Origin of the sequence: Nostoc sp. CENA543, assembly GCF_002896875.1 — a bacterium.
Lineage (GTDB): Bacteria > Cyanobacteriota > Cyanobacteriia > Cyanobacteriales > Nostocaceae > Trichormus.
Map to the genome: position 1 here is coordinate 6,754,434 of NZ_CP023278.1, position 23,067 is coordinate 6,777,500.

The 23,067-nt window shown below is 41.5% G+C and carries 19 protein-coding genes and 1 rRNA gene (1 of these 20 cut by a window edge); 14 read left to right on the forward strand and 6 right to left on the reverse strand.

The genetic code is table 11. From position 1 onward, the window contains the following. Positions 1 to 30: 30 nt before the first annotated feature. Positions 31 to 3,057 carry an exonuclease subunit SbcC gene (sbcC, locus tag CLI64_RS28345; RefSeq protein ID WP_103140326.1) on the reverse strand — a complete coding sequence of 1,009 codons (3,027 nt, stop codon included), beginning with the start codon at positions 3,055 to 3,057 and terminating at the stop codon, positions 31 to 33. Between the two features lie 322 nt (positions 3,058 to 3,379). On the opposite strand from sbcC, the gene CLI64_RS28350 reads away from it, so the two are divergent. Both CLI64_RS28350 and CLI64_RS28355 read left to right on the forward strand, forming a co-directional pair. Continuing rightward, complete coding sequence (locus CLI64_RS28350; protein WP_103140327.1) at positions 3,380 to 4,078, forward strand: conjugal transfer protein TrbI; 699 nt, start codon at positions 3,380 to 3,382, stop codon at positions 4,076 to 4,078. 583 nt (positions 4,079 to 4,661) lie between these two features. Next, positions 4,662 to 5,903 (forward strand): S-layer homology domain-containing protein, encoded by a 1,242-nt coding sequence (locus tag CLI64_RS28355; protein WP_103140328.1) that lies wholly within the window; start codon positions 4,662 to 4,664, stop codon positions 5,901 to 5,903. Between the two features lie 149 nt (positions 5,904 to 6,052). On the opposite strand, the gene CLI64_RS28360 is transcribed toward CLI64_RS28355, so the two are convergent. Continuing rightward, positions 6,053 to 7,384: a GAF domain-containing sensor histidine kinase gene (locus tag CLI64_RS28360; protein ID WP_103140329.1), complete on the reverse strand. Its 1,332-nt coding sequence runs from the start codon at positions 7,382 to 7,384 to the stop codon at positions 6,053 to 6,055. A gap of 279 nt (positions 7,385 to 7,663) precedes the next feature. On the opposite strand from CLI64_RS28360, the gene CLI64_RS28365 reads away from it, so the two are divergent. Then, positions 7,664 to 7,981: a DUF3155 domain-containing protein gene (locus tag CLI64_RS28365; RefSeq protein WP_103140917.1), complete on the forward strand. Its 318-nt coding sequence runs from the start codon at positions 7,664 to 7,666 to the stop codon at positions 7,979 to 7,981. Between the two features lie 653 nt (positions 7,982 to 8,634). Here the strand turns inward: CLI64_RS28365 and CLI64_RS28370 are convergent. Both CLI64_RS28370 and CLI64_RS28375 read right to left on the reverse strand, forming a co-directional pair. Then, complete coding sequence (locus CLI64_RS28370; protein ID WP_103140330.1) at positions 8,635 to 9,165, reverse strand: cofactor assembly of complex C subunit B; 531 nt, start codon at positions 9,163 to 9,165, stop codon at positions 8,635 to 8,637. Positions 9,166 to 9,602: 437 nt separating this feature from the next. Then, on the reverse strand, positions 9,603 to 9,950 hold the full coding sequence (locus CLI64_RS28375; RefSeq protein ID WP_103140331.1) for a PadR family transcriptional regulator: 348 nt from the start codon (positions 9,948 to 9,950) through the stop codon (positions 9,603 to 9,605). Between the two features lie 139 nt (positions 9,951 to 10,089). On the opposite strand from CLI64_RS28375, the gene CLI64_RS32055 reads away from it, so the two are divergent. The 3 genes from CLI64_RS32055 (at position 10,090) to serS (ending at position 12,641) form a co-directional block, all read left to right on the forward strand. Beyond that, positions 10,090 to 10,221 carry a hypothetical protein gene (locus CLI64_RS32055; RefSeq protein ID WP_264082476.1) on the forward strand — a complete coding sequence of 44 codons (132 nt, stop codon included), beginning with the start codon at positions 10,090 to 10,092 and terminating at the stop codon, positions 10,219 to 10,221. A gap of 419 nt (positions 10,222 to 10,640) precedes the next feature. Beyond that, entirely contained in the window at positions 10,641 to 11,219 is a 579-nt protein-coding gene (locus CLI64_RS28380; RefSeq protein WP_103140332.1) for a DUF3611 family protein, read from the forward strand. A gap of 141 nt (positions 11,220 to 11,360) precedes the next feature. Continuing rightward, on the forward strand, positions 11,361 to 12,641 hold the full coding sequence (serS, locus tag CLI64_RS28385) for a serine--tRNA ligase (RefSeq protein ID WP_103140333.1): 1,281 nt from the start codon (positions 11,361 to 11,363) through the stop codon (positions 12,639 to 12,641). 64 nt (positions 12,642 to 12,705) lie between these two features. On the opposite strand, the gene CLI64_RS28390 is transcribed toward serS, so the two are convergent. Then, positions 12,706 to 13,341: a hypothetical protein gene (locus CLI64_RS28390; protein ID WP_103140334.1), complete on the reverse strand. Its 636-nt coding sequence runs from the start codon at positions 13,339 to 13,341 to the stop codon at positions 12,706 to 12,708. A 177-nt stretch (positions 13,342 to 13,518) separates the two neighbouring features. Between CLI64_RS28390 and CLI64_RS28395 the strand changes: the two genes are divergently transcribed. The 4 genes from CLI64_RS28395 to rpsN all read left to right on the forward strand — a co-directional run bounded on the left by CLI64_RS28395 (position 13,519) and on the right by rpsN (position 16,149). Continuing rightward, on the forward strand, positions 13,519 to 13,674 hold the full coding sequence (locus CLI64_RS28395; RefSeq protein WP_225977449.1) for a hypothetical protein: 156 nt from the start codon (positions 13,519 to 13,521) through the stop codon (positions 13,672 to 13,674). Positions 13,675 to 13,820: 146 nt separating this feature from the next. Next, complete coding sequence (gene rseP, locus CLI64_RS28400; RefSeq protein WP_103140335.1) at positions 13,821 to 14,918, forward strand: RIP metalloprotease RseP; 1,098 nt, start codon at positions 13,821 to 13,823, stop codon at positions 14,916 to 14,918. After that, on the forward strand, positions 14,894 to 15,577 hold the full coding sequence (nth, locus tag CLI64_RS28405; protein WP_103140336.1) for an endonuclease III: 684 nt from the start codon (positions 14,894 to 14,896) through the stop codon (positions 15,575 to 15,577). Before rseP ends, nth begins: the two co-directional genes overlap by 25 nt. Positions 15,578 to 15,846: 269 nt before the next feature. Further along, positions 15,847 to 16,149 carry a 30S ribosomal protein S14 gene (rpsN, locus tag CLI64_RS28410; protein WP_103140337.1) on the forward strand — a complete coding sequence of 101 codons (303 nt, stop codon included), beginning with the start codon at positions 15,847 to 15,849 and terminating at the stop codon, positions 16,147 to 16,149. Between the two features lie 73 nt (positions 16,150 to 16,222). Here rpsN and CLI64_RS28415 read toward each other — a convergent pair whose 3' ends face one another. Continuing rightward, positions 16,223 to 16,552: a hypothetical protein gene (locus CLI64_RS28415; RefSeq protein WP_103140338.1), complete on the reverse strand. Its 330-nt coding sequence runs from the start codon at positions 16,550 to 16,552 to the stop codon at positions 16,223 to 16,225. Positions 16,553 to 16,659: 107 nt separating this feature from the next. Between CLI64_RS28415 and aat the strand changes: the two genes are divergently transcribed. The 4 genes from aat to CLI64_RS28440 form a co-directional block, all read left to right on the forward strand. Further along, on the forward strand, positions 16,660 to 17,235 hold the full coding sequence (gene aat, locus CLI64_RS28420; RefSeq protein WP_103140339.1) for a leucyl/phenylalanyl-tRNA--protein transferase: 576 nt from the start codon (positions 16,660 to 16,662) through the stop codon (positions 17,233 to 17,235). A 293-nt stretch (positions 17,236 to 17,528) separates the two neighbouring features. Then, positions 17,529 to 19,004 carry a phosphoglucosamine mutase gene (gene glmM, locus CLI64_RS28425; RefSeq protein ID WP_103140340.1) on the forward strand — a complete coding sequence of 492 codons (1,476 nt, stop codon included), beginning with the start codon at positions 17,529 to 17,531 and terminating at the stop codon, positions 19,002 to 19,004. 307 nt (positions 19,005 to 19,311) lie between these two features. Beyond that, the gene (hpsL, locus tag CLI64_RS28430; protein WP_103140341.1) at positions 19,312 to 20,949 is read left to right on the forward strand and encodes a hormogonium polysaccharide biosynthesis protein HpsL; all 1,638 of its coding nucleotides are present in this window, start codon (positions 19,312 to 19,314) and stop codon (positions 20,947 to 20,949) included. Positions 20,950 to 21,827: 878 nt separating this feature from the next. Beyond that, positions 21,828 to 23,067 (forward strand): 16S ribosomal RNA (locus tag CLI64_RS28440) (it continues 249 nt past the right edge of the window).

Sequence of the window (23,067 nt, forward strand, 5' to 3'; positions counted from 1 at the left end):
GGGGATATCCCAATCCCCATTCCCCAGTTCTTAACTCAATAACCGAACTTGTGACCCCTGCTGTGTCTTATTCACCTCAATTCTGGCTTGGAAGGCTTCTTTGAGGTGGGGCATATGGGTGACAGTGAGGATACAGGCAAAATCGTTGGCGATCGCATTTATGGCGGCAATCAGGCGATCGCATCCTTCGGCATCCTGTGTACCGAAACCTTCATCGACAATTAATAACTGTAAGGCGGCTCCAGCTCGTTGTGCTAATAGTTTCGCCAAGGCTAACCGAATGGCAAAGTTAATTCTAAAGGCTTCTCCCCCAGAATACGTCTCATAGGCGCGTGTGCCTCTAGCATCGGCAATGACGATATCTAAGGTATCGATCAATTTGGCGTTTTTCTTAGTAGATTTACCATTCCTGCCTGCTTTTTGAGTAATAAATTGTACGTGCAGTTGGTTAGCTGTTAACCGTGACAATAGTTGATTTGTCTCGGCTTCGAGTTGAGGCAGTACGTTCTCAATCATCAATGCTTGGATGCCATTTTTACCAAATGCCTGGGCTAATTCCTGATACACCCGATATTGTTGCCTACAAGTTTGTAATTGTTGTTGTTGTTCTTCGTACTGCGTTTGTAAATTTTCTAGTTGCAAAGCTAGCTGTTCTAACCGCCCCAACTGGGTGATACATTCATCTAGTTGTCTTCTGCGGGTGGTTATTTGTTGTTCTAAGGCTTGAATCTCTGCAATGGGATTGGTAGATGCGGCTAACTGTCCCTCTATTTCGGTGATTTGGGTGACGAGTTGTTGTCTTTCTTGCAATCTCGTGTTTCTAGATGCTTCTAAATCTTGTAATCTGGCTTGGAGTTGGGGGTATTGTTGCTGGGCTGATAGTAACTGTTGATAGCGTAACTGCCAAGCTTGGGCTTGACGTAGGTTGGTGCGAATTTGGTTATGTTGTTCGGAACTATAGCTAATTTCCCTAATTTTCTGCTCTATCGCCGCGATTTGCTTGGCACATTCCGAATCTACCTGTTCTTGTTCAATTCTGCTTTGTAATTCGGCAATTTGCGCTTGTAATTCTGGCTTACGGGCGGCGATTTGGGCTTGGCGTTTGGTAGCGTCTTTGATTTGTCCTTGCTTGATTTCTGCCCAACGCCATCTTTCTACTTCACTGCGAGCTAGAGCATGGTCTTGCTCATTATAATTTAGTTGTTGCAGATATTGTTCGAGTTGTCTGAGTTCGGCTTGCTGTGTGGGTGCGTAATCACCAGCTTGCAGCGATCGCTCTAGGTGTTGTTTTTCAGCAGCTAGTTGTTGTAAATGCTGTTCTGCATCACTAGTTGATTGTAACTGGGCGGCTAATTGTCCTCTCTGCTCCCGCAAGCTATCATAAGCGTTTAATTTCTGGAATATTTCTTTGTATTCCTGCCGCAACAATTGAATTTCTCTATCAGAAACCGCCATTTGTTCCCGAAATACCCACAATTGCCCCTCTGTTTCTTTGTACTCACCCTTGGTTTTATCAACCACACGATTCCAATGATGTTCATCTAAAGGACGTTCGCATAAAGGGCAAATCGCATCAGGAGTACGCAGCATTTGCAATTTTTGTTCTAATTCTCCCAATAATCTCTCATATTCTCGATGCTGCGCCTGTAGACGCTCAATAAAATGCCTTCTTTCTTGCCCTTTTTCTTGGACTCGTTGCAGATAAACCCTGTCTTTCTCCATTTGCTCAATTTGCATCGCCACTTCCATAACTGCTTGTTGCAGTTGGGGTTGGCGTTGAGATGCTTTTTGCAATTGATTTTCTGTGACTTGTAACTGTTCTAAACGTGCTACTAACCCAGCATGAACCTTATCTAAATGACTTTGCAAATTGTGTCGCTGCTGTAATAAAGGTGCGACTTGCATTTGCAGTTCATCAAGATGGGTTAAATGACGACGAGCGGCGGCGAGTTGGGCTAAGGCTGCTTCAATTTCCCCTGATTTAGCCAAGGTTTGCTGAATTTCTTGTTCTTGCTGTTGTAAAGCTGCTAATTGTCCTTGGACTTGTTGTAATTGTCTTTCTAATTCGTGAATTTGTTTGGTGAGTTGTTGCTGTTGTTGTTGGCGCAGTGCCGTAGCACGAGTGTGTTCGTCAAACTTAATAGCGAAGGCTTCTTCTTGAGATTGCAAATTTTGATAGTGAGTGTAGCCGTTTTTAATCTCTGTTTCTTGATTGATTAAAGCTGCTAACTGGGCAATTTGATAGTTAATAGCTGACTGCTCTTGTTGCAGGCGATCGCAATCTTGAGTTAAATTTTGATATTGTTGTTTGACAAAATTTAGCTGTTGTTCCCAATTGGTACGTTGATGTTGAACAACTTGCAAACTTTGTAATTTAATATTTTCAAACGCCTGGACTTGCTGTAACTGGTTAATCTCCGCTTCTAATTCTGCCCGTTGCGCTTGGGTAATATGACGTTGTTGTAATTGGGTTTTAATCGACTCTAAAGAACGTTCTAATTCCTCGGCTCTAGCTTTAAATTGACGAGATGATTCTTTAGCTCGTTCTTCTAATTCATCATATTGATTCAGCTTTAATAACTCCGCCAAAATTTCTTTGCGTTCACTTGGACGCTTGAGCATAAATTCATCTGCACGCCCTTGACGCAGATAGGCTGAGTTAATAAAAGTATCGTAATCCAGCTTAACGTACTCTAAAATTACCTCTTGGGTGGCACGGACTCCTTTACCAGTCAGAGGACGAAAACCAGCAGGCGTTTCAATTTGAAATTCCAGCACCCCAGCCGCACTTCTCACCCGACTGCGAATAATGCGATACGTTTGCTGATTACTTTGAAAAGTAAAATCAACCCTAACTTCCTTTGCACCCGCATGAATCACATCATCTTCAGCCGCCGCCCGGCTTTCACCCCAAACCGCCCAAGTAATGGCTTCTAAGAGCGATGATTTACCTGCTCCATTAGAACCACAAATACAAGCCGTATGCAACCCCCGAAAATCTACAGTTGCATCACGGTAACTCAGAAAATTTTTGAGGATAAGTTGTACTGGAATCATTCAGGCTATATCGCCACATTTATATATTATTAGCTAGCAGTACAGATGCACTCTTTGATAGTTTATCTGGGTGTTTATCAGGTTTCCAGTCTAGGTGTCTGCAAGTTTATAAAAATTTACATTTTTGAGTGCTGAGTAATGAGTGCTGAATGGTTTAGTTAAGAAATCAATTCCATCTTGTCTACCTTGTCTACCTTGTCTCCTTTTCCCAATCTCCAATCCCCAATCCCCAAACTCTTTCCACTGTAAAAAGCACTCAGAAACAATCTCAGTCAAGACTCGTCATGTGAGATATATCACCGCACTCAAACAGCAAAAGTTTATGAACCACCTGAATCAATGGAAATCTGGAGCAGCCGCACTGATGGCAATCACAATTACCACAGGTGCTATTACCCCAATGATTGCCTTTGCTCCTGCTGCTAATGCCCAATATAATATCGGACAAAATAGAAAAGTTGCTATCCCGGCTGGGGTGACTTTTCCAGTCAGATATGAAAAAGACAAAGTTGTTGTTAGTCGAGGTGAAACTCTACCATTAACTTTGAGGATTGCTAACAACATAATTGATGGTAATAGAAACGTCTTGATTCCTGCTGGAACTGAAGTTGTCGGACAATTAGAACCAGTATATTTTGATGGTCAATACTCCACAGATAGAAACAATACAGAAAATATCAGAGGGGTGAGATTTGTCGCTAGAGAATTAATCTATGCTTCTGGTAGAAGACAATTTATTAGTGCTAACTCACAAACAATTACCCAAACAGAGAAAATCAGCAAAAACGACACCAGCAAAATATTAACAGATGCGGCAATTGGTGCTGGTGCTGCTGCGGCAATTTCTCTGATTACAGGTAATAGGAGAATTGAGATTGGCGAACCTTTAGCTGGTGGTGCTGCTGGTGCTTTAGCTAGTGTGCTACTGCGGAAGAAAGAAACTGAAGTTTTTGTGATTCGACCAGAAAGGGACTTAAGATTGGCACTCAGTTCTAACTTAAATGTGGATCTTATCCGCTAATTATCTGACTTGAGATTGAGTTGTGACTGCCATAATCATTCAATAGCGATCGCCACTGTCATATAAAGTAGGCGATCGCTCTTTTTTTAATGCTTGGCTCATAAATAGAGTTATACATCTCCTACTGCTACACAGATTGCTGCTACTAAAATCAGTAAATAGAACGGGGTAAATAACTAAACGTTTGTTGAGAGAACTAAAGTTCTCTCAACGAGACACTCCGCGAACAAAAAAGGACTAAAGTCCTTACTACGAACTAAATTTTAGTATTTTTATATGACGATTTAATATAGTTTGGTTTTTCTAGTCGTTCTAAATATTCGCAACTATGACTTTAGTCATAGTTTATTTAGATATAAAGTCATGACCAAATACTCATTTGCCTTTTGTATTGATCATAATTAGGATTAAGTGATTTTACTATAACTAATTGCATAGGCTTTTGGGTATGAAACACAAGATTAACTGTCACATATAGACAAATTATCATTTCAGGTAATGCAGATTAACGGAAACTTTTTTGTGTATAAAATGTCTAAGAAATTAACATAGAAAAAAAGTAATTGTGTGGAGTAATAAAATTATGTTTAGACTAAATCGTTGGCAATCCGGCACAGCTGCACTCATGGCTTTAAGTGTCACAGCCGGAACTGTTGCACCTTTTGTGGTAGCAGCTCCTTCTTTTGCTCAAACTACTTTTTCTGACGTTTCATCAAACTACTGGGCATCACCATTTATTCGAGAGCTATCACAAAGAGGTGTGATTGCAGGTTTTCCTGATGGCAGTTTTCGCCCAGAAGAACCAGTAACTCGCGCTCAATTTGCCGCAATGGTCAATAAAGCCTTCCAAAAAGCACCCGAACGTCAACCAATACGATTTGTAGATGTATCTACTAACTATTGGGCATATAGTGCAATTCAACAAGCTTACTCTATCGGTTTCTTATCAGGATATCCTGGTAACAGTTTCCGACCAAATGAAAACATTCCTCGTCAGCAAGTATTAGTTTCACTAGCTAATGGTTTAGATTATGCACCTGGCGGTAACATAGAAGGCACTCTGCAATATTTCAATGATTCATCTAACATCGCCAATTATGCCCGTAGCCCCATCGCTGCGGCTACGGAAAGGCAAATTGTCGTTAACTACCCCAATGTCAGGTTTCTCAACCCCACAGGCACCGCTACACGCGCCCAAGTAGCAGCGTTTATCTATCAAGCCCTAGTTAGTTCTAATCAAGCTTCCGCCATCAACTCACCCTATGTTGTTGCCCTCCAACCAACAACTCCCACACCCATTTCCGTCACCATTCCCCAAGGGACGGTGATTCCAGTGAAGTACGACAAGGCGGAAAAAATTCTGGTGACAAAGGATGAAACCGCACCCTTATCTTTGACAGTGGCGCAAAACGTGGTCACACAAGACGGAACAGTAGTTGTTCCGGCTGGTAGCCAAGTAATTGGTCAACTCAGACCCGCACCTCGCGGTTCGCAATTCGTGGCTCAAAGGTTGGTATTAACCAATGGTCAAGAATACAATTTAAATGCAACTTCCGAAGTCATCACCAAAACTGAAACAGTAAGAAAAGGTACTAGCACCAGTGCAATCATCAGAAATACCGTCTTAGGTGCAAGTGCAGCTGCTGCGGTATCTGCGGTGACAGGCGATCGCGCCATCGCCACTGAGGAAGTCTTAGGCGGTGCGGCTATCGGTGGATTAATCGGCTTATTCTTCGGTAGAAACAGCGTAGACTTAATTGCCATCAACCCAGACACAGACCTACAAATGACAATTAATCAAAATTTACTGGTTTCTACAAGATAGTCAATAGTCAACAGTCAACAGTCAACAGTTAATAGTCAACAGTCAATAGTTTTTATCTAATACTGTTTCACTAGAAGGTTAATTTATTTAGGGAAACAGAGGAGACAAGGAAGAATAATGACTAATGACTAATGACTATGGACTATGGACTATTGACTAACTATCAACCAAACTATCACAGTAGTTCCTGGTGCATTTGGTGTAGCGATCGCCGAATTAATTGCTGGGCTGAAAACTTCAATTTGTCCTTGCATTTGTTCGATGAGTTGTTTAGCGATCGCAATTCCCAAACCCGTACCTGGAATTGTTGTTTGGGCTTGCACTCCTCGGTAATGTCTTTCACCTATATGGGCTAAATCTTCCTTGGGAATACCAGGGCCTGTGTCGCTAATTGCTATGCCTTGCAAGTTAGCTTTTACTTTTCCCAATTCAATATAAATTTTACCGCCAGCCGGAGTATATTTGAGCGCATTATCAATGATATTGCTTAATACTTCAGTCAAAGCTTTAATGTTAGCTTTAACTAAAGGTAAATTCTGCGGTATTGCTAATATTAATTCGAGATTTCTTTCTTGGGCGATCGCCTGGGCAGAAACCAGTAATGGTGTTAATAATTCCGCCAAGGAACAATCTGTTTCCTTATCTCCTGTTCCTGGCAATAATAATACTGGCTGAGATTCTTTTTGGACAGTTGCTTCTACAAATACATCATTGCTTGGTAATGCTAGTAATTCTGAATCTACATTCGCCCAATCAATCACTTCATCAAATTTTTGCAGCAATTCCTTGAGGCGATCGCTTTCTCTGACAATATTTTCTCCCACTTCCCGATTTGGATCGCCAGGACGTAACCGCTTGAGTAACAATTTACCAAAAGTACGTAAAGCGGTTAGCGGGTTACGAAACTGATGTAATAAGTTATCTAACAAATCTCGCTGTTGCTCTTGCAAAATTTGCTGTTGATGCAACTGATGTTGTAACCAGGCTCGACGCTGATCCAAAATACAAGCGATCGCTAATGTTTGCCCAATGCTTTGAATCTGGTTTTGTTCTTGTTCATCCCACGGGCGATCGTCCCTACCTGTGACCAATAATCCCATCATCACACCCTCATGAATTAGAGGGAAGACAAATTGATGTCCACTCAGCAAAAAATCTTCCGCTAAATGTCTGTGTTCAGTCGGCGGCGTTTCCGTTGTTGGTGCTGGAGTCAAAAGTCTTGCTGATTGCTGCGGTATCAGGGGCGAATTTCCCACTCTTAGCTGTTTTTGAGCTGCGGCTAGGACAATTTCCTCTCCTGGCAGGATAACGGCTGTTTCTGGATAAACTACGACAGGAATTAGTTTCGTCTCTCCTGTGGGAGAGTCTACTAATTCTTGCGCCAAATAAACCACGCTTAAAGATGCTCCCAGCCCTTGGGTTAACAACGCTATTTGCTCTCGGCATAGAGCAACAAAATCTGAACTGGCAGACATTAACATTTTTCAGCTATTGTTCAGGATCACGGAATTTTAGAGAAGATAAAAGAAAGTCTTTGTTTTTCTCAACTATTTAATAAAGCTTAACTAATTCTTGTGAGTTATGGTTTTCGCTAAGAGATTATTTATTTCTTTAGTCGGGATTAATCTACTGTCAATCAGAGTATTTTCGCTGTATCAAAAGTTAAAAAACTATTGATCTTTTGAACTAGAACTTATATAATGACGACGGATTTTGTAGCTATAACTACAATCTATAGCTTGAAAGAGGAGGAAAATAGGTTGGCAAGAAGACGGAAAAGAAAAAGTCGTCGTCGCCAAGAAGGACGGCGGATTTTAGAACACGTGCCTCAATATAGCATCGAAAGCGGCGAAGAGAAACCTGTGACAGCAGCCAGAAAATTCATTCAAGCTGAAGGGATCTTGCCACCAGCTTTGCTACTCGTAAAGCGAAACGAACACACTACAGACCGCTATTTCTGGGCAGAGAAAGGGCTGTTTGGCGCGCAATACGTAGAAGAAAACCATTTCTTGTTTCCTAGCCTGCGGACACTAGAATCTCCCGCAGGTTTGGAACAAGTTGCTGTGGCTAGTCGCTGAGTCACAAATGGTTATCTTACCGCGTTGTGTGCAACTTCTGACAACCATTTAACTGGCAAACTGGCTTAGTTTACGCAAAGTTTCCATTTTTTTTAAGTTTGTAACTGAATTAGCCAGTAAATTCAGACCAAAGTAAATAGACAATCGGCTAAAAATCGAGTTTTTGGTTTTTATCGCCTGTTTGTTGGTCATAGGATAACCAAGGTAGTCAGAATAGGGCTAAAAGTATCCAAAAGCGAGAGTTTTAAGATGTGCTTTCATCCTCTGGATTGCTGATACAGCTCTGCCAATGTAAGCTGATTTTCCCTACGACATCATGCCGTAGGGAAAATAGGCAAAATGGCATTACCTATACTAACTACTTCTCTACTGTCTATTTACTCAGCATTTAACCCTCAATCAGAACATTTTTCTGAATTTAGGTCATCAGAGGCATCGAACAATTTTGGATTTTAGATTTTAAATTTTAGATTGACCCCGACCAAAAAGATGCGGGGCTTAGAGATTAAATTGAAAATTTTTAGATTTATTTTCCCCACTGTCTTGCGGGACATGAACCGAAAAAACTCAATCCGGAATCGCGCCACTTGCTACAACAGGGGAAACCCGCGCAATGTAGTGGCTTCAAAATTTAAAATCTAAAATTTGGAGCTTCAATAGCTAGGCTTCCAGGGTAACGCTTTCTGTAACTCAGCTAGCTCATCACGATGAGCCGTCACAGTGATTCTACTCAAAGATTCCTGCGTACTAGATTTGGGTTCAAATTGCAGCAAAACTTTTTCTATGCGTCCTGCCTTTTGCCAGTACAACATCCCACTTACAGGTGAAAGTATTAACAGTCCTAGAAAAATCGGACTCAATTGAGGAAACAGAAAAGATAAAACCAACGATAGACAAACAAGACCAACCGCAGCCAAAAAAGTTAAAAAGACAGCCAAAAATATACTAGGCTGGACATACCCTTCAAAAACCACTCGGTTTTGTACTTGATCAATCTCTATCACCCGATAAGCACGGGAGAGAAAATAGGCTTGTAGCTGAGGCATAAAAACTGCTTCATCTTGCTCAGATATTAGTTGTGCTGTTTGAGTGCGGTCTTTTGTTGCAGCCCGAATAAAGAAAAACAGACCAACCAATAACAACAAGGTGAGCAGAAAAGTAGATGACAAAGTAGCGGTATCCATAAATTGGTTTGTGCTGTTTAACTGCAAGGAGATTTATTCAGTCTTCATTATCCTGAATTTATGAATCTAAGTTAAGTTTAATGGGAATTAAGTCTTGAAATCCCTATGTTTTCGTAAACAATGCCAAGGAAATCCGAATTTTAGATTTTAAATTTTGGAGCCACTGCGTTGCGTAGGTTCACCGCGTTGTAGCCAGTGGCGTGATTTTGGATTGTTGTTCGTGCAATCGTGTCTCTTGTGTAAGGGAACGTCTAAAATCTAAAATATCGCCTGCTCATCTCCTAGAGAAGATAGTTAATCTAAAATCTCCAAGCTGTATCCCTTTATAGGTGCAGTCCATCCAAAATCCAAAATATAAAATTGATTGACTGTTAACTTTTGAGAGTTAACAGCCAAAAAGCATCATCAATGACAGCTTAATTCAAAAGTGTAAGATTTTACTTTGTCCTCAGACTTATGTAATCTCGCCAAAGCTTTGCCAAACGCTGTGCCTGTACTTCCCATTCTGGAGAAATTTGGTACATCCGTCTAGGGCGGCCTCGACCTTCTAATTTCTTCCAATACCCATTAATAGCCTGATGGTCTTCGAGAAATTTAATCGCACTGTAAAGCACAGTGTCAGAAAGTCGATAGGTGGGGTATTCAGCTTCTAATTGTTGAATCAACTCAGTACCGTAAGATTCACCTTGTAGCAATACATCCAGAATGTAACAAATTGCTAGCTCTTGACAGAGATAAGTCGGCGGAGGATTCTCAAAGAATTGATATATATCCTCAAGTTTCATAGTGAGTAAATGGCTAAAAGTATGGCTTAGGCTGAAATCTACATCTTTGTAGTCAGTATATGCTGCTACTCTGGTCTGAGTAAGTATATAGTGCTACTTGGGCAGAGTTTCCTAAGTGTAAAAACGAAAATGAAAACCCATGATTTTAAACCGTGGGAAAATGGCAAAAGTTTTAGGAGCGTCAACAAGTAACGCTCCCGCCCAAGCTTTAATTCGTGTGTTGAGGAGCAGTCAAGATAGCAGATTATGCCACTATCTTGGTGTTAAGTAATGCGGATCTGGTTAGAACTGCTTAAACGTAAGATGCTATCGAAAAAAATTTTACAGGGAAAATGCCATTTTGTGTGTAAATCTGTAAAAGTTAATCAATAATTTGTTTTTAGCATCGATATCTTGCTGCAAATCATCAAATAGTTAGATAGCTAATGATGATATGGTGACACCCTCAGCACTGAAGACAGCATCAAAAAATATGCAACCCTGAGATATTTGAGCTTGAGATTTTCATATTCGATCTGGTAAGTGTTGTATGAGTATGGCTGACACCAAAATTTTCTGACTAAAGGTGAGGGGGATGTAAGTCTGAAAAGTTTTATTGGACAATATTCCTGAACCTAGTATTTAAAGTATCCTTACCTGTGTGTAAGTCATAAATAAAATAATTAAGTGCCTATTAGGTAAGTGATTCGTATGTCACAAAACTCTGACGCGCCATCGTCTTCCTCAAATCTCCGTACAATTGCCCAAACTTTTCGGCTCACAGGTTGGATTAGCTTTTGGATTCAATTAGTTTTAGGTGTAGTTTCTGGAATTATTGTGTTATTGTTTGCTGTTTTCAGTCAAAGGGCAGGTAGTCCTAGTAATAACCCTGGGACTAGTTTCGGTGTATTTTTAGCAGTTTGTGGCATTCTCATCTTAGGTGGTGGGATATATTTGGCATATCGTTACACCAGAATTGGTAGACAACTGCTCTCATCAAACCCTAGCAATCGTCCTCGAAAAGTTGAGACGGTGCAGGTCTTGCGCTTAGGACTGTGGGTAAACTTAGCCGGGACACTAGTAACGCTTTTAGGAGCGCAGGCGATCGTTGGTACACTGGTAGCTAGGTCAATCTCTCCCCAAGCTATAACAACGCAGTTTTTTGACCCTACCAGAATCATCAGTGGTCTAGATATGTTAGTAGTACAGGCAAACACAAATACTGTGTCAGCTCACTTTGCTGGGTTAGTCGGTTCACTATGGCTACTCAATCGCATTAACCGATCATAAGTGATGCAAATTCAAAACTCGCCACTTACGTCAGTATCCTGGCAATAATAATTTTTGTATTTGCTTTTCCTGTCATAGCAAGTCAAAATCAGTATATGCTGATGTGTTGGCAGGAAGTAGGCAAAAGACTGAGAAAAATCTGTGCTGGATATTAAGCAAATACGGGAAAATCCCCAACTAATTCAGGAACGGTTAGACAGTCGTAGTGGTAAATACGACCTAGAGCCGATATTACAGTTAGATCGACAGCAACGAGACATAGAAATTACTCGTAGCCAACTGCAAGCGCGTAGTAATGAAATTGGTAAACTCGTTGGGCAGAAAATTAAATCTGGTGTCAGTCCCCAAGACCAAGAGATTCAAGGCTTGCGGGATGAGGGTAACGCCATTAAAGCTCAACTAAGTGAACTAGAACCCAAGGAAAAAGAACTCAAAGCGGAAATTGAGCAACTTATTCTCGCCATTCCCAACATCCCCAGTGATGCTACACCCTTGGGTAAAACTGAAGACGATAACGTAGAGGTTCGCCGTTGGGGTGATGAGTACATACCTCAAAACCCAGATATTCTGCCACATTGGGAAATGGGCGAAAAGCTGGGTATTCTCAATGTAGAGCGAGCTGTCAAAGTTGCCCAGAGTCGTTTTGTGAACTTAGTCGGGGCTGGTGCGGCTTTAGAAAGAGCATTAATTAACTTTATGCTGACGATGCAAACCCAAGCAGGTTATGTAGAAGTTAGTCCCCCACTTTTGGTAAATACTGATTCTTTGACAGCCACAGGCCAATTACCTAAGTTTGCGGAAGAAAGTTTTAAATGTGCTGATGATGATTTGTGGCTAATTCCCACAGCAGAAGTACCCGTAACTAACCTATACCGAGGAGAAATTCTGGCGGCGGAAAGTTTACCTATCTACCATTGTGCTTATACTCCTTGCTTTCGTAGGGAGGCGGGTAGTTATGGGCGTGATATGCGCGGGTTAATTCGCTTGCATCAATTCAATAAAGTAGAGTTGGTGAAATTTGTACATCCCAGCACATCTTTTGAGGAATTGGAAAAACTGGTAGGAAACGCGGAAGCGATTTTACAGGCTCTCAAGTTACCCTACCGCGTGATTAATTTATGTAGCGGGGATTTGGGTTTCTCTTCTACTAAAACCTATGATTTAGAAGTTTGGCTACCTTCTTCTGGGAAGTATCGGGAGATTTCCAGTTGTTCCAATTTTGTAGATTTCCAGGCGCGCCGGGCTGATATCCGGTTCAAGGAAGCGGGGAAGAAGGGAACTCAGTTTGTCCATACCCTCAACGGTTCTGGTTTGGCTGTAGGGCGCACAATGGCTGCGATTTTGGAAAATTATCAGCAATCTGATGGCACTATTTTAATACCAGAAGTTCTGCAATCTTTCTTGGGAAGAGAAGTGTTGTAGTTTAGTATTTTGTGGCTAATAGAGGCGTTTAACTTGCGCCTCTAAAAAATTTACAAATGCTGATTTACAAAATTTTCCCAAGATGAGGAATATTTTGAATCATGCTAGGAAAGACCAATTCTGTAATTTGATATAAGTAGCGAGTTGCATAAAATTCGCTCATAAACCCAATGACTTTTATCTGATTCATATAGTAGCAACTAGATGCACACCAAATGCCTGTATGGTACTCTTGAATATATCCCAGAAGTGCATTCAAATCTTCCTCAAAAATAGCTTGTTCAGGTCTTTCTGAAAGAAGTGTTTCATTTTCCCAACAAAGAGGAGGCACAGGAGCATATTTTATATTTGGGAATGCAGCTTCCATAACTTGATGTAAATATCGAACTGCGTAAAATTCACTTTTGAAGCCGCTTATTTCTAATATGTCCGCGAAATAACAACTACTTGCTAACCATGTGCAATCAAAGCACTCTCGAATATATCCCAGCAGGTGTCCCATCTCTCCTAGTAAAATAGTTTTCTCAGCACACTCTTTGATAATCAAACCTTTTTGGCGTATAGCTACTAATTCTGTTCCTCGCCATGAGTGTCCTTGCTGGTCATAGCCACAAATTCTGTCAGGGTACTCCCAAGTAGATGTAGAAACTTTATAGTTACTCAGCGAAGGACAGCTAAATGCTTGGAAGTCATAGCTCATAATGTTGAAGGTCAATCTCAAGTGAGAAGTGAAGATACTAGAATTAGTTAGCGATCGCCTCAACTATCCTCAACTATAAATTTAAGAAAGCGCAAAGGTTAATCAAACCCTAATAGCGAGTTTAGTTCAATTATGAAAGCATGAGAAATAATCGTCACAATTACCCAGGATGGCAAGTTGCTAGTTAATTCTCCTATAGACCTGCCTTTGGGTGAATATAATGCTGTCATCGTACTAGAAGAGCAACCCATTAGTAGAATTCAAACTTCTGTCCGAGAAGCTCAAGCTATTTTGAGAAAATATCTTCCTGTTAGTAGAAATATTTCTCAATAGTTGATTGAGGAGCGCAGATTGGAGGCTGTGGGTGAGTGAATGTTATGATCATCACCTTATCCGGTTAGATGAGTTGATTCTGTGTGTCCATTCGCTAACTACTACAATAAAAATATATATCCAATATATTTTGATGAATTTGCTCTATGTCAGTTTTAGCAGCGATCGCAGTCTTGGCTGTATTAATTTTGGTACATGAGTTTGGGCATTTTATTGCAGCCCGTTCTCAAGGTATTCATGTAAACCGCTTTTCTTTGGGGTTTGGCCCTGTGCTATGGAAGTACCAAGGCCCAGAAACCGAGTATGCTATCCGCGCTTTTCCTTTGGGTGGCTTTGTGGGATTTCCTGATGATGACCCCGATAGCGATATTCCCCCCAATGACCCAAATTTGCTGCGTAACCGACCAATTTTAGATCGGGCGATCGTCATTAGTGCTGGAGTCATCGCCAATTTAATTTTTGCTTATATGCTGCTGGTAGCCCAAGTTAGCTTTATTGGTATCGGACAAGCTAGCCAACCAGGGGTACTAATTCAACAGTTAGCACCAGAAGTAAGCACCGTAGCCACTAAAGCTGGACTGCAAGCTGGAGATGTGATTGTATCTGCCAATCAAAAACAGTTTGGCAACTCCTTACAAGGCATAGATACTTTAAGAGAAATCATTAAAAGTAGCCCCAATCAGTCAATTCAACTAGAAATTGCCCGTGGTGACAAACAGCTATCCGTAACTGTCGTCCCTGAAGCCAAATCCAACGGCGGTAGTATTGGGGTGGGACTTGCACCTAACGGCAAAGTTGAACGTCATACAATTAGTAATCCCGTACAAGCTTTAAGTGTTGGTGCTAATGAATTCCAACGCATTGTCACCATGACATTTAAAGGCTTTGGACAGCTAATTACTAATTTTGGGGAAACAGCCGGACAAGTGGCTGGCCCTGTGAAAATTGTGGAAATGGGAGCGAATATTGCCAAAAATGATACAGGCAGCTTGTTGTTTTTTGGGGCTTTAATTAGTATCAACTTGGCTATCATCAATATTTTGCCTCTCCCTGCCTTAGATGGCGGACAATTGGCATTTTTGTTAATTGAAGGTTTGCGTGGTAAACCCTTACCCAATCGCATTCAAGAAGGCGTAATGCAAACTGGTTTAGTGCTACTCTTAGGACTGGGAATTTTCCTCATTGTCAAAGAAACTACCCAGTTAACTACCCAGTTGGAATGGGTGCAAAAATTGTTCCAGTGACTACCAAGCGCAAATCATTAACTAAAAAGCAAAAGGCTGGAGAAATTCTCACCCGGCTGAAGCGACTGTATCCTGATGCTACCTGCTCTTTGACCTATTCAACTCCTGTACAACTTTTGGTAGCAACAATTCTCTCTGCTCAGTGTACAGATGAACGGGTGAATCAGGTTACACCCGCTTTATTTGGTCGTTTTCCTGATGCGGAAAGTTTAGCTAATGCTGACTTAACAGAGTTAGAAACCCTAGTGCGTTCTACAGGGTTTTATCGCAATAAAGCCAAAAATATTCAAGCGGCTTGTCGAATGATTGTCAGCGAGTTTGACTCTGTAGTTCCCAACACAATGGAACAACTGTTAAAGTTACCAGGGGTAGCCAGAAAGACAGCTAATGTGGTTTTAGCTCATGCTTATGGCATTAACGCTGGAGTGACTGTAGATACTCACGTTAAACGTCTTAGTCAACGCTTGGGTTTAACTAAGTATGCAGATCCTATCCACATCGAAAAAGACTTGATGAAGTTATTACCGCAGCCAGACTGGGAAAATTGGTCAATTCGGCTGATTTATCATGGTCGGGCTGTGTGTAAAGCTCGTTCTCCGGCTTGTGTTGCTTGTGAATTGGCTGATTTATGCCCGACTGGAGTGGAAGGAGGTAGGTAGGGGTGGGGTAGACAACATAAGCTGTTAAGCATATAAGAAAGCACATTGAGGCCGCAGAGGGGCAGGGGAGAGGGTTTACAGCTTTTGCCAGTATGAAAATGATGCAATTTAAGTGACGATTAGCTTAGACAAGGTAGACAAGGGAAAAGTTATCGCCAATGCCCCATGCCCCATAACCTATACCCAAAGTAATTAGAGAGAAATAGAGACGATTAGCCTTGACTAAATGTAGAATGGAAAATGCTGTCTTTACGTTTGTAAGATAATTTATGGCGAAGAAGAGTATGATTGAGCGCGAGAAAAAACGCGCTAAGTTGGTGGAAAAGTATGCCGCTAAACGGGAAGCTCTGTTAGAAGAGTTCAGAACAACTGAATCTCCTTTAGATAAACTGGACATTCATCGCAAAATTCAACAATTACCCCGTAACAGCGCGCCTAATCGTCGCCGTAACCGTTGCTGGGTAACTGGTCGTCCTAGAGGTGTTTATCGCGATTTTGGACTATCTCGGAACGTATTACGGGAATGGGCGCATGAAGGTCTGTTACCTGGAGTCGTTAAGTCTAGCTGGTAGTCAATAGTCAATAGTCAATAGTTAATAGTTGTAAGCTATAGCTGTGGACTATAGACTATGGACGTTTTCTCTTCTATTGTCCGCAACAACGGTCGATACCCAGACTTTCTAAGAGTAGATCGCTGACGGCGTTAGCGATCGCAAACTCTCCATAAAAACTTTTGGAAAAATCAAACGCCTGCATCTCTGTGACAATCGCAATCACAAGAGAGCCTAAGTCATTTTCCCCTTCCATGCGTTGGCGCACAAAAATCTGTGCAGCGCGTTGAGCAATATTTTGATTAATGGCTTCTGGGATAAATTCTGCATCCAGCCACCGCCATAAACGCTCTTTTAACCATTCACCTTCTAGGTGAGGATTTTCTGAGGATGGTAGGGTGATAGGTGGTATTGGTTGTGTCATCGTTATTCAAGGCACAGTAACAGTAGAAACAAGACAGAGGAACGCAGAGGATGGTTGTTAGCATCAAATTGCGTTCCTCTGATATTTTTTATTTTTAGTTTTAATCTATGCAATATGATCTTGCCGCTATTATACAAGGCTATGCCCAAGGCTATTTTCTCATGGCAAATGACGATACCGGATTGGCATGGTACACTAGCCGCGATCGCACTTTGATTCCATTGGATCATCGATTCCGCTACCCCAAGTCTTTGCAGCGTGTATTAAATCAGGAACGGTTCACAGTGGCAATTAATCGCGACTTTCCGGCCGTAGTTGCAGGTTGTGCTAACCGAGAAACTACTTGGATTTCTGATGAATTGCGAGAAATCTATTTTTTACTGCATCAAGCTGGTTTTGCCCATAGTTTTGAAACTTGGCAAGGCGATAAACTGGCTGGCGGCATTTTAGGCATAGTTATCGGTGGTGCTTTTATTGGTGAATCGATGTTTTACCAAATTCCTGAAGGTTCTAAAGTGGCAATGGTCAAGTTAGTCGAGAGATTACGCCAACAGCAATTTTTCCTGTTTGATGCTCAAATGATGAACCCCCATTTGGCAAGGTTTGGTGCTTATCGTATCAAGGATGAAGACTATCAAGTAATACTGCAAAAGGCTTTGTTGAGTCCCTGCACTTTAGTTTGACTAAATGAATATCAAATATTCAAAGAAATTTTGTGAAGTTATTAAATTAGCCCTAGTAAATACCGCAATTAGGAGTTAAACTATGTAGAATCTTAATTAAGAAGGTTAAACAAATGTAATATATTGACAACATCTTAATTTTACCTACGCATAAATACGTAGAAAGTAAAGCTCAAAATTTATTAATAAGAGAAAAATAACTATCATAAAAACACAAAGAACATTGGCTAGAGATCGTTGAATAACCTGTAAAGTAATAATCCTTAGTGTGAGTGTGTGGGGTGTTTAAGCATATGGTTTCATCAATAACTCGAACTCAAAGCGACATTCGAGAAATTTCTGCTTCAGAAGCGGAAAAACTAGGTACAGGACTTGAGCAGAGCAATGGACTGCATTTATTATCTTTGCCAGCTAACCCCCTGTTTGGTACGGATGGGATTCGTGGCAAGGTCGGGGAATTACTGAACGCACCTTTGGCATTACAAGTTGGGTTTTGGACGGGTGTAGTTCTACATGATCAAGTTGGTCAAAAGGGAGTGGTCATTTTAGGACAGGATTCCCGCAACTCTAGCGATATGTTAGCAATGGCGATCAGTGCAGGGCTAACCGCCGCAGGCATAGAAGTTTGGCATTTGGGATTGTGTCCTACTCCTTGCGTGGCCTATCTAACTAGTATCAGTAAAGCTATCGGTGGCGTGATGATTTCTGCTAGCCATAACCCACCAGAAGACAATGGCATTAAGATATTTGGTGCAGATGGTACTAAATTGTCCCCAAAATTGCAGAAAAAAATAGAAGATGGATTGCGGGGTCATACCTTAGTCCCAGAATTGGGAAATCATTGTGGAAAACACTATGTGCGTCCAGAATTAGTCAAAGAATACAGCACAGCTTTACAAACATCTTTAAAAGACTCTCCCAGTCTGCAAGGAATGAAGATTGTTTTAGATTTAGCTTGGGGTGCATCCGTGGGTTTAGCACCTAGCGTATTTAAAGACATGGGTGCAGAAGTCATTTGTTTGCATAATCAGGCAGATGGCGATCGCATTAATGTTGATTGTGGTTCTACCCATCTAGAAATTCTGCAAGCTACTGTTCAAGAACACGATGCTGACTTAGGATTTGCCTTTGATGGAGATGCTGACCGCGTGTTAGCCGTTGATAATACAGGCAGATCAGTCAACGGCGATTATATTCTCTATCTTTGGGGACAGCGCCTGAAACAACAGGAACAACTACCTGGTAATTTAATTGTCTCCACAGTCATGGCTAACTTGGGTTTTGAAAGGGCTTGGCAACAACAAGGTGGTCAATTAATTCGCACAGCCGTAGGTGATCAATATGTGCAAGCAGAAATGCTCAAAACAGGAGGAATGTTGGGTGGTGAACAATCTGGACATATCCTTTGCCGCCACTATGGCATCACTGGGGATGGTTTGTTAACAGCCTTACATATAGCTAATTTGGTCAAACAGTCTGGTGTATCTTTGGCAGAATTAGTAGATCAAAGCTTTGCTACCTATCCCCAGTTGTTGCGGAATGTGCGAGTTATAGACCGCGATCGCCGTTTAGGTTGGCAGAATTGTGAACCATTGCAACAAGCGATCGCCTCTGCGGAAACTGCAATGGGCGATCATGGCAGAATTTTAGTCCGTGCATCTGGCACAGAACCAGTAATTAGAGTTATGGTAGAAGCCGCAAATGCCGAACTAGCTAACTACTGGACAGATGAATTAGTTACACAAGTCCAAAAACACTTAGCTGATTAATTAATCAAGCCTCACACGTTTTTTGTCTTAATTAGTAAAGGGCATAATTCACGTTATGCCCCTACTCATCAATGGGATTTTAATCAACTTTTATTAAGATGTGTAGAATTTGTAATATTATTCGCTACTGTTTTATTTTTTACCTAAAAATCCTGAATATAATAATACATGCTGTTTAATATTTTCCGTCATTAGTCTCTAAATAAATCAATTGCCGATGAATTTTGACTATACCTATTACAAGACCCAAAACTGATTCATATATAAATTCTACTATTGTCTTAGGCTGATAGGCTCAACATTTCCTATGCCACAACTAAAGTCAAAATCCCCACGTTCTAAAAAAAGGAAGTTAAAGAAAGAATCAACAGATTCTACACTGACTCTTAAAGAAAGACTAGCTCAAAAACGTAAAGCCAACCAGGAACGTAAAGAACTGATTAGTATTCTGACTACAGTTTCATTAGTTAGCTTTTTAGTCGGATTAGTCATGTTTTTGGTAGCAGGAGTTAAGGTGGCAATTCCCAGTATTTTGGGCATAATTGTCATGTCTCTTGCTTATAAATATCCACGTACAGGACTCATAGCTTTCCTCATTTACGTACCAGCTGGTGGCACAATCACATATTACATAGGCAATAGCCCTATCTTGCAATTGGCTAAAGATGCTTTTTACTTTCCTGCCCTAATTGCGATTTGGCAAATGTGCCGAAGACAAAAGTTACCTTTCATCATTCCGTCAGCAATTAAAACTCCACTTTTCATTGTATTTAGCCTGTCTATATTAACTTTGCTGTTCATAAACGGTGGGCAGCAACTAAATCCACCAAGTACAGGATTTGTACAAGAAGCCACCAGCGAAATACCAATAGGTATGGGGATTTTGGGGTTAAAAGTATTTTTAGGTTACATACCATTAATTGGTTGTGTTTACTATTTAATTCGCAATAAGCAAGATTTTTTGTTCATATCGCGCTTACAGATTATCTTAATTCTTGTATGTGGAGGATTAGGTATATTACAGTATCTATTATTATTAACAGGAGTATGTGAAGGTACCAGAAATGCAGTAGGATCAGATTTATTTAAAGCTACATTAGATGCGCGATGCTATTTTGGTGGTTCTCTATTATACAGTCCAGAAGAAGGCGTTATTCGATTGCCGGGAACGTTTGTGGCTCCCTGGCAATGGGCATGGTTCTTGATTTCTAGCACGTTTTTCGCCTTTGCTACTGGGTTTTCAGACCCTTCTATAATTTGGCGGTTTATGGGTCTTGGGTCTACGGCTGTCTTATTCATCAATGCCGTTGTCTCTGGACAAAGAATTGCTCTCGGCTTAGTCCCAACCTGCTTTATCGTTCTGTTAATCTTAACTGGTCAAATTGCTAACCTCAAACGCTTTATTCCGATCGGTGTAGGACTAGCCGCTATCTTAGGAATAGCAATGTTAGCCTACCCTACAGTAGTTCAAGAAAGACTTGATAGTTTTTTTGGACGTTGGGATGCTTCACCACCCCATGAATTTATTGTTCAGCAGTTTGAAGAAAACTGGAAAAACGTTGATACTCCCATAGGGAGTGGTTTGGGTAGAGCCACAAATTCTGCACGCAGTTTGGGTTCAACTAAGCTAGTTGAAACCTATTATCCTAAAGTTTTATATGAAGTTGGTATTGTAGGTTTATTGGGTTTCTTGTCCTTAGTTACTACCCTGACAATTACGGCTTTTAAGACTTATCGTTCTATAAAAAACCGTAACTTACGTACTTATGGAGCGGCTTTATGGGTGTTTATATTGTTTATCAGTTATAACACCTATTATTACCCCTTAGATGTAGATCCAGTAGCTGTTTATTATTGGTTTTTTGCTGGAATACTTTTTAAATTACCTGTACTCGACAAACAAGAAAAGAAACATGAAGAAATGTTGGAATCAGCGAAGAAGTGATTGATTCACTACAAAAAAATAAAAGTATTAGCTGTGTTCAGGACTGCCTTTTGCTTCCAAGTATCTTTAGTCCTTCACTATTGATATGCTTCTCTTAGAAATTTACGTTATCCATCTTCATTTCACTTTCCGGAACAAGTAGTTCAGGAGCTAAATCATCCAGAAACATAAAAGGGTTTAATATTGATTCATGGCTACAATTATAGCTATAGTTACCAAGATAAGGACGTAAACTATCAAGAATTACCAACTGCATCTATCCTAAATTTCAATGGCTAAACTTATAGTGATGATTTCCAGCAAAAGGTAACGCCAACAATTGAGTTGGAAGGTTTCAATATCAATAAATGTGAAGCAAGCCTTCTGTTCAATAATTCAGTCGCAACAAGATTAACTTGTGGTGCCAGCGCACAGTCAAAACAGGTGATTCCAAGCCCAAACAGAAGAAAGCATAGTGACAGAAGGGTAATTATCAGCGATTAGGGAAAGTTTCTCATCTTTGTCAAAGAGTATGGGAATAAAATCCAAAGTGAAATAGTACGGCTATGGAGAGGAGAAATTAGCCAAGACGCAATACCAGTCCAGTACGAAAGAGACTATTGTGGCGTAGAAAGCCTGACAGTGGGGAGTTGAAGGGGGGAGAGAAAAAAAGAGACGAAAAAATTTTGAGGAAAGAGTTGACAATCCCGGAAGGGTTAGATATATTGAGTAAGTGCCTGAGAGGCGAGCGCGACGAAGCGCAGTCCGGGCGACCGAACCTTGAAAAAATTATAGTTTGAAAGCCAGAAAAAAACAACTAGCCTGCGTCAAGAAAAATACAACACCAGGCTGAGGTGTAGAAAGAGCAGCCAAAGAAAGAGCTAAACAAACAATCTAACAAAACGGAGAGTTTGATCCTGGCTCAGGATGAACGCTGGCGGTATGCTTAACACATGCAAGTCGAACGGAATCTTAGGATTCAGTGGCGGACGGGTGAGTAACGCGTGAGAATCTAGCTCTAGGTCGGGGACAACCACTGGAAACGGTGGCTAATACCGGATGTGCCGAAAGGTAAAAGGCTTGCTGCCTAGAGATGAGCTCGCGTCTGATTAGCTAGTTGGTGTGGTAAGAGCGCACCAAGGTGACGATCAGTAGCTGGTCTGAGAGGATGATCAGCCACACTGGGACTGAGACACGACCCAGACTCCTACGGGAGGCAGCAGTGGGGAATTTTCCGCAATGGGCGAAAGCCTGACGGAGCAATACCGCGTGAGGGAGGAAGGCTCTTGGGTTGTAAACCTCTTTTCTCAAGGAATAAGAAAGTGAAGGTACTTGAGGAATAAGCATCGGCTAACTCCGTGCCAGCAGCCGCGGTAATACGGAGGATGCAAGCGTTATCCGGAATGATTGGGCGTAAAGGGTCCGCAGGTGGCATTGAAAGTCTGCTGTTAAAGAGTGAGGCTTAACCTCATAAAAGCAGTGGAAACTACAAAGCTAGAGTGCGTTCGGGGTAGCAGGAATTCCTGGTGTAGCGGTGAAATGCGTAGAGATCAGGAAGAACACCGGTGGCGAAAGCGTGCTACTAGGCCGTAACTGACACTGAGGGACGAAAGCTAGGGGAGCGAATGGGATTAGATACCCCAGTAGTCCTAGCCGTAAACGATGGATACTAGGCGTGGCTTGTATCGACCCGAGCCGTGCCGGAGCTAACGCGTTAAGTATCCCGCCTGGGGAGTACGCACGCAAGTGTGAAACTCAAAGGAATTGACGGGGGCCCGCACAAGCGGTGGAGTATGTGGTTTAATTCGATGCAACGCGAAGAACCTTACCAAGACTTGACATGTCGCGAATTTCCCTGAAAGGGGGAAGTGCCTTAGGGAGCGCGAACACAGGTGGTGCATGGCTGTCGTCAGCTCGTGTCGTGAGATGTTGGGTTAAGTCCCGCAACGAGCGCAACCCTCGTCTTTAGTTGCCAGCATTAAGTTGGGAACTCTAGAGAGACTGCCGGTGACAAACCGGAGGAAGGTGGGGATGACGTCAAGTCAGCATGCCCCTTACGTCTTGGGCTACACACGTACTACAATGCTACGGACAAAGGGCAGCTACACAGCGATGTGATGCAAATCTCAGAAACCGTAG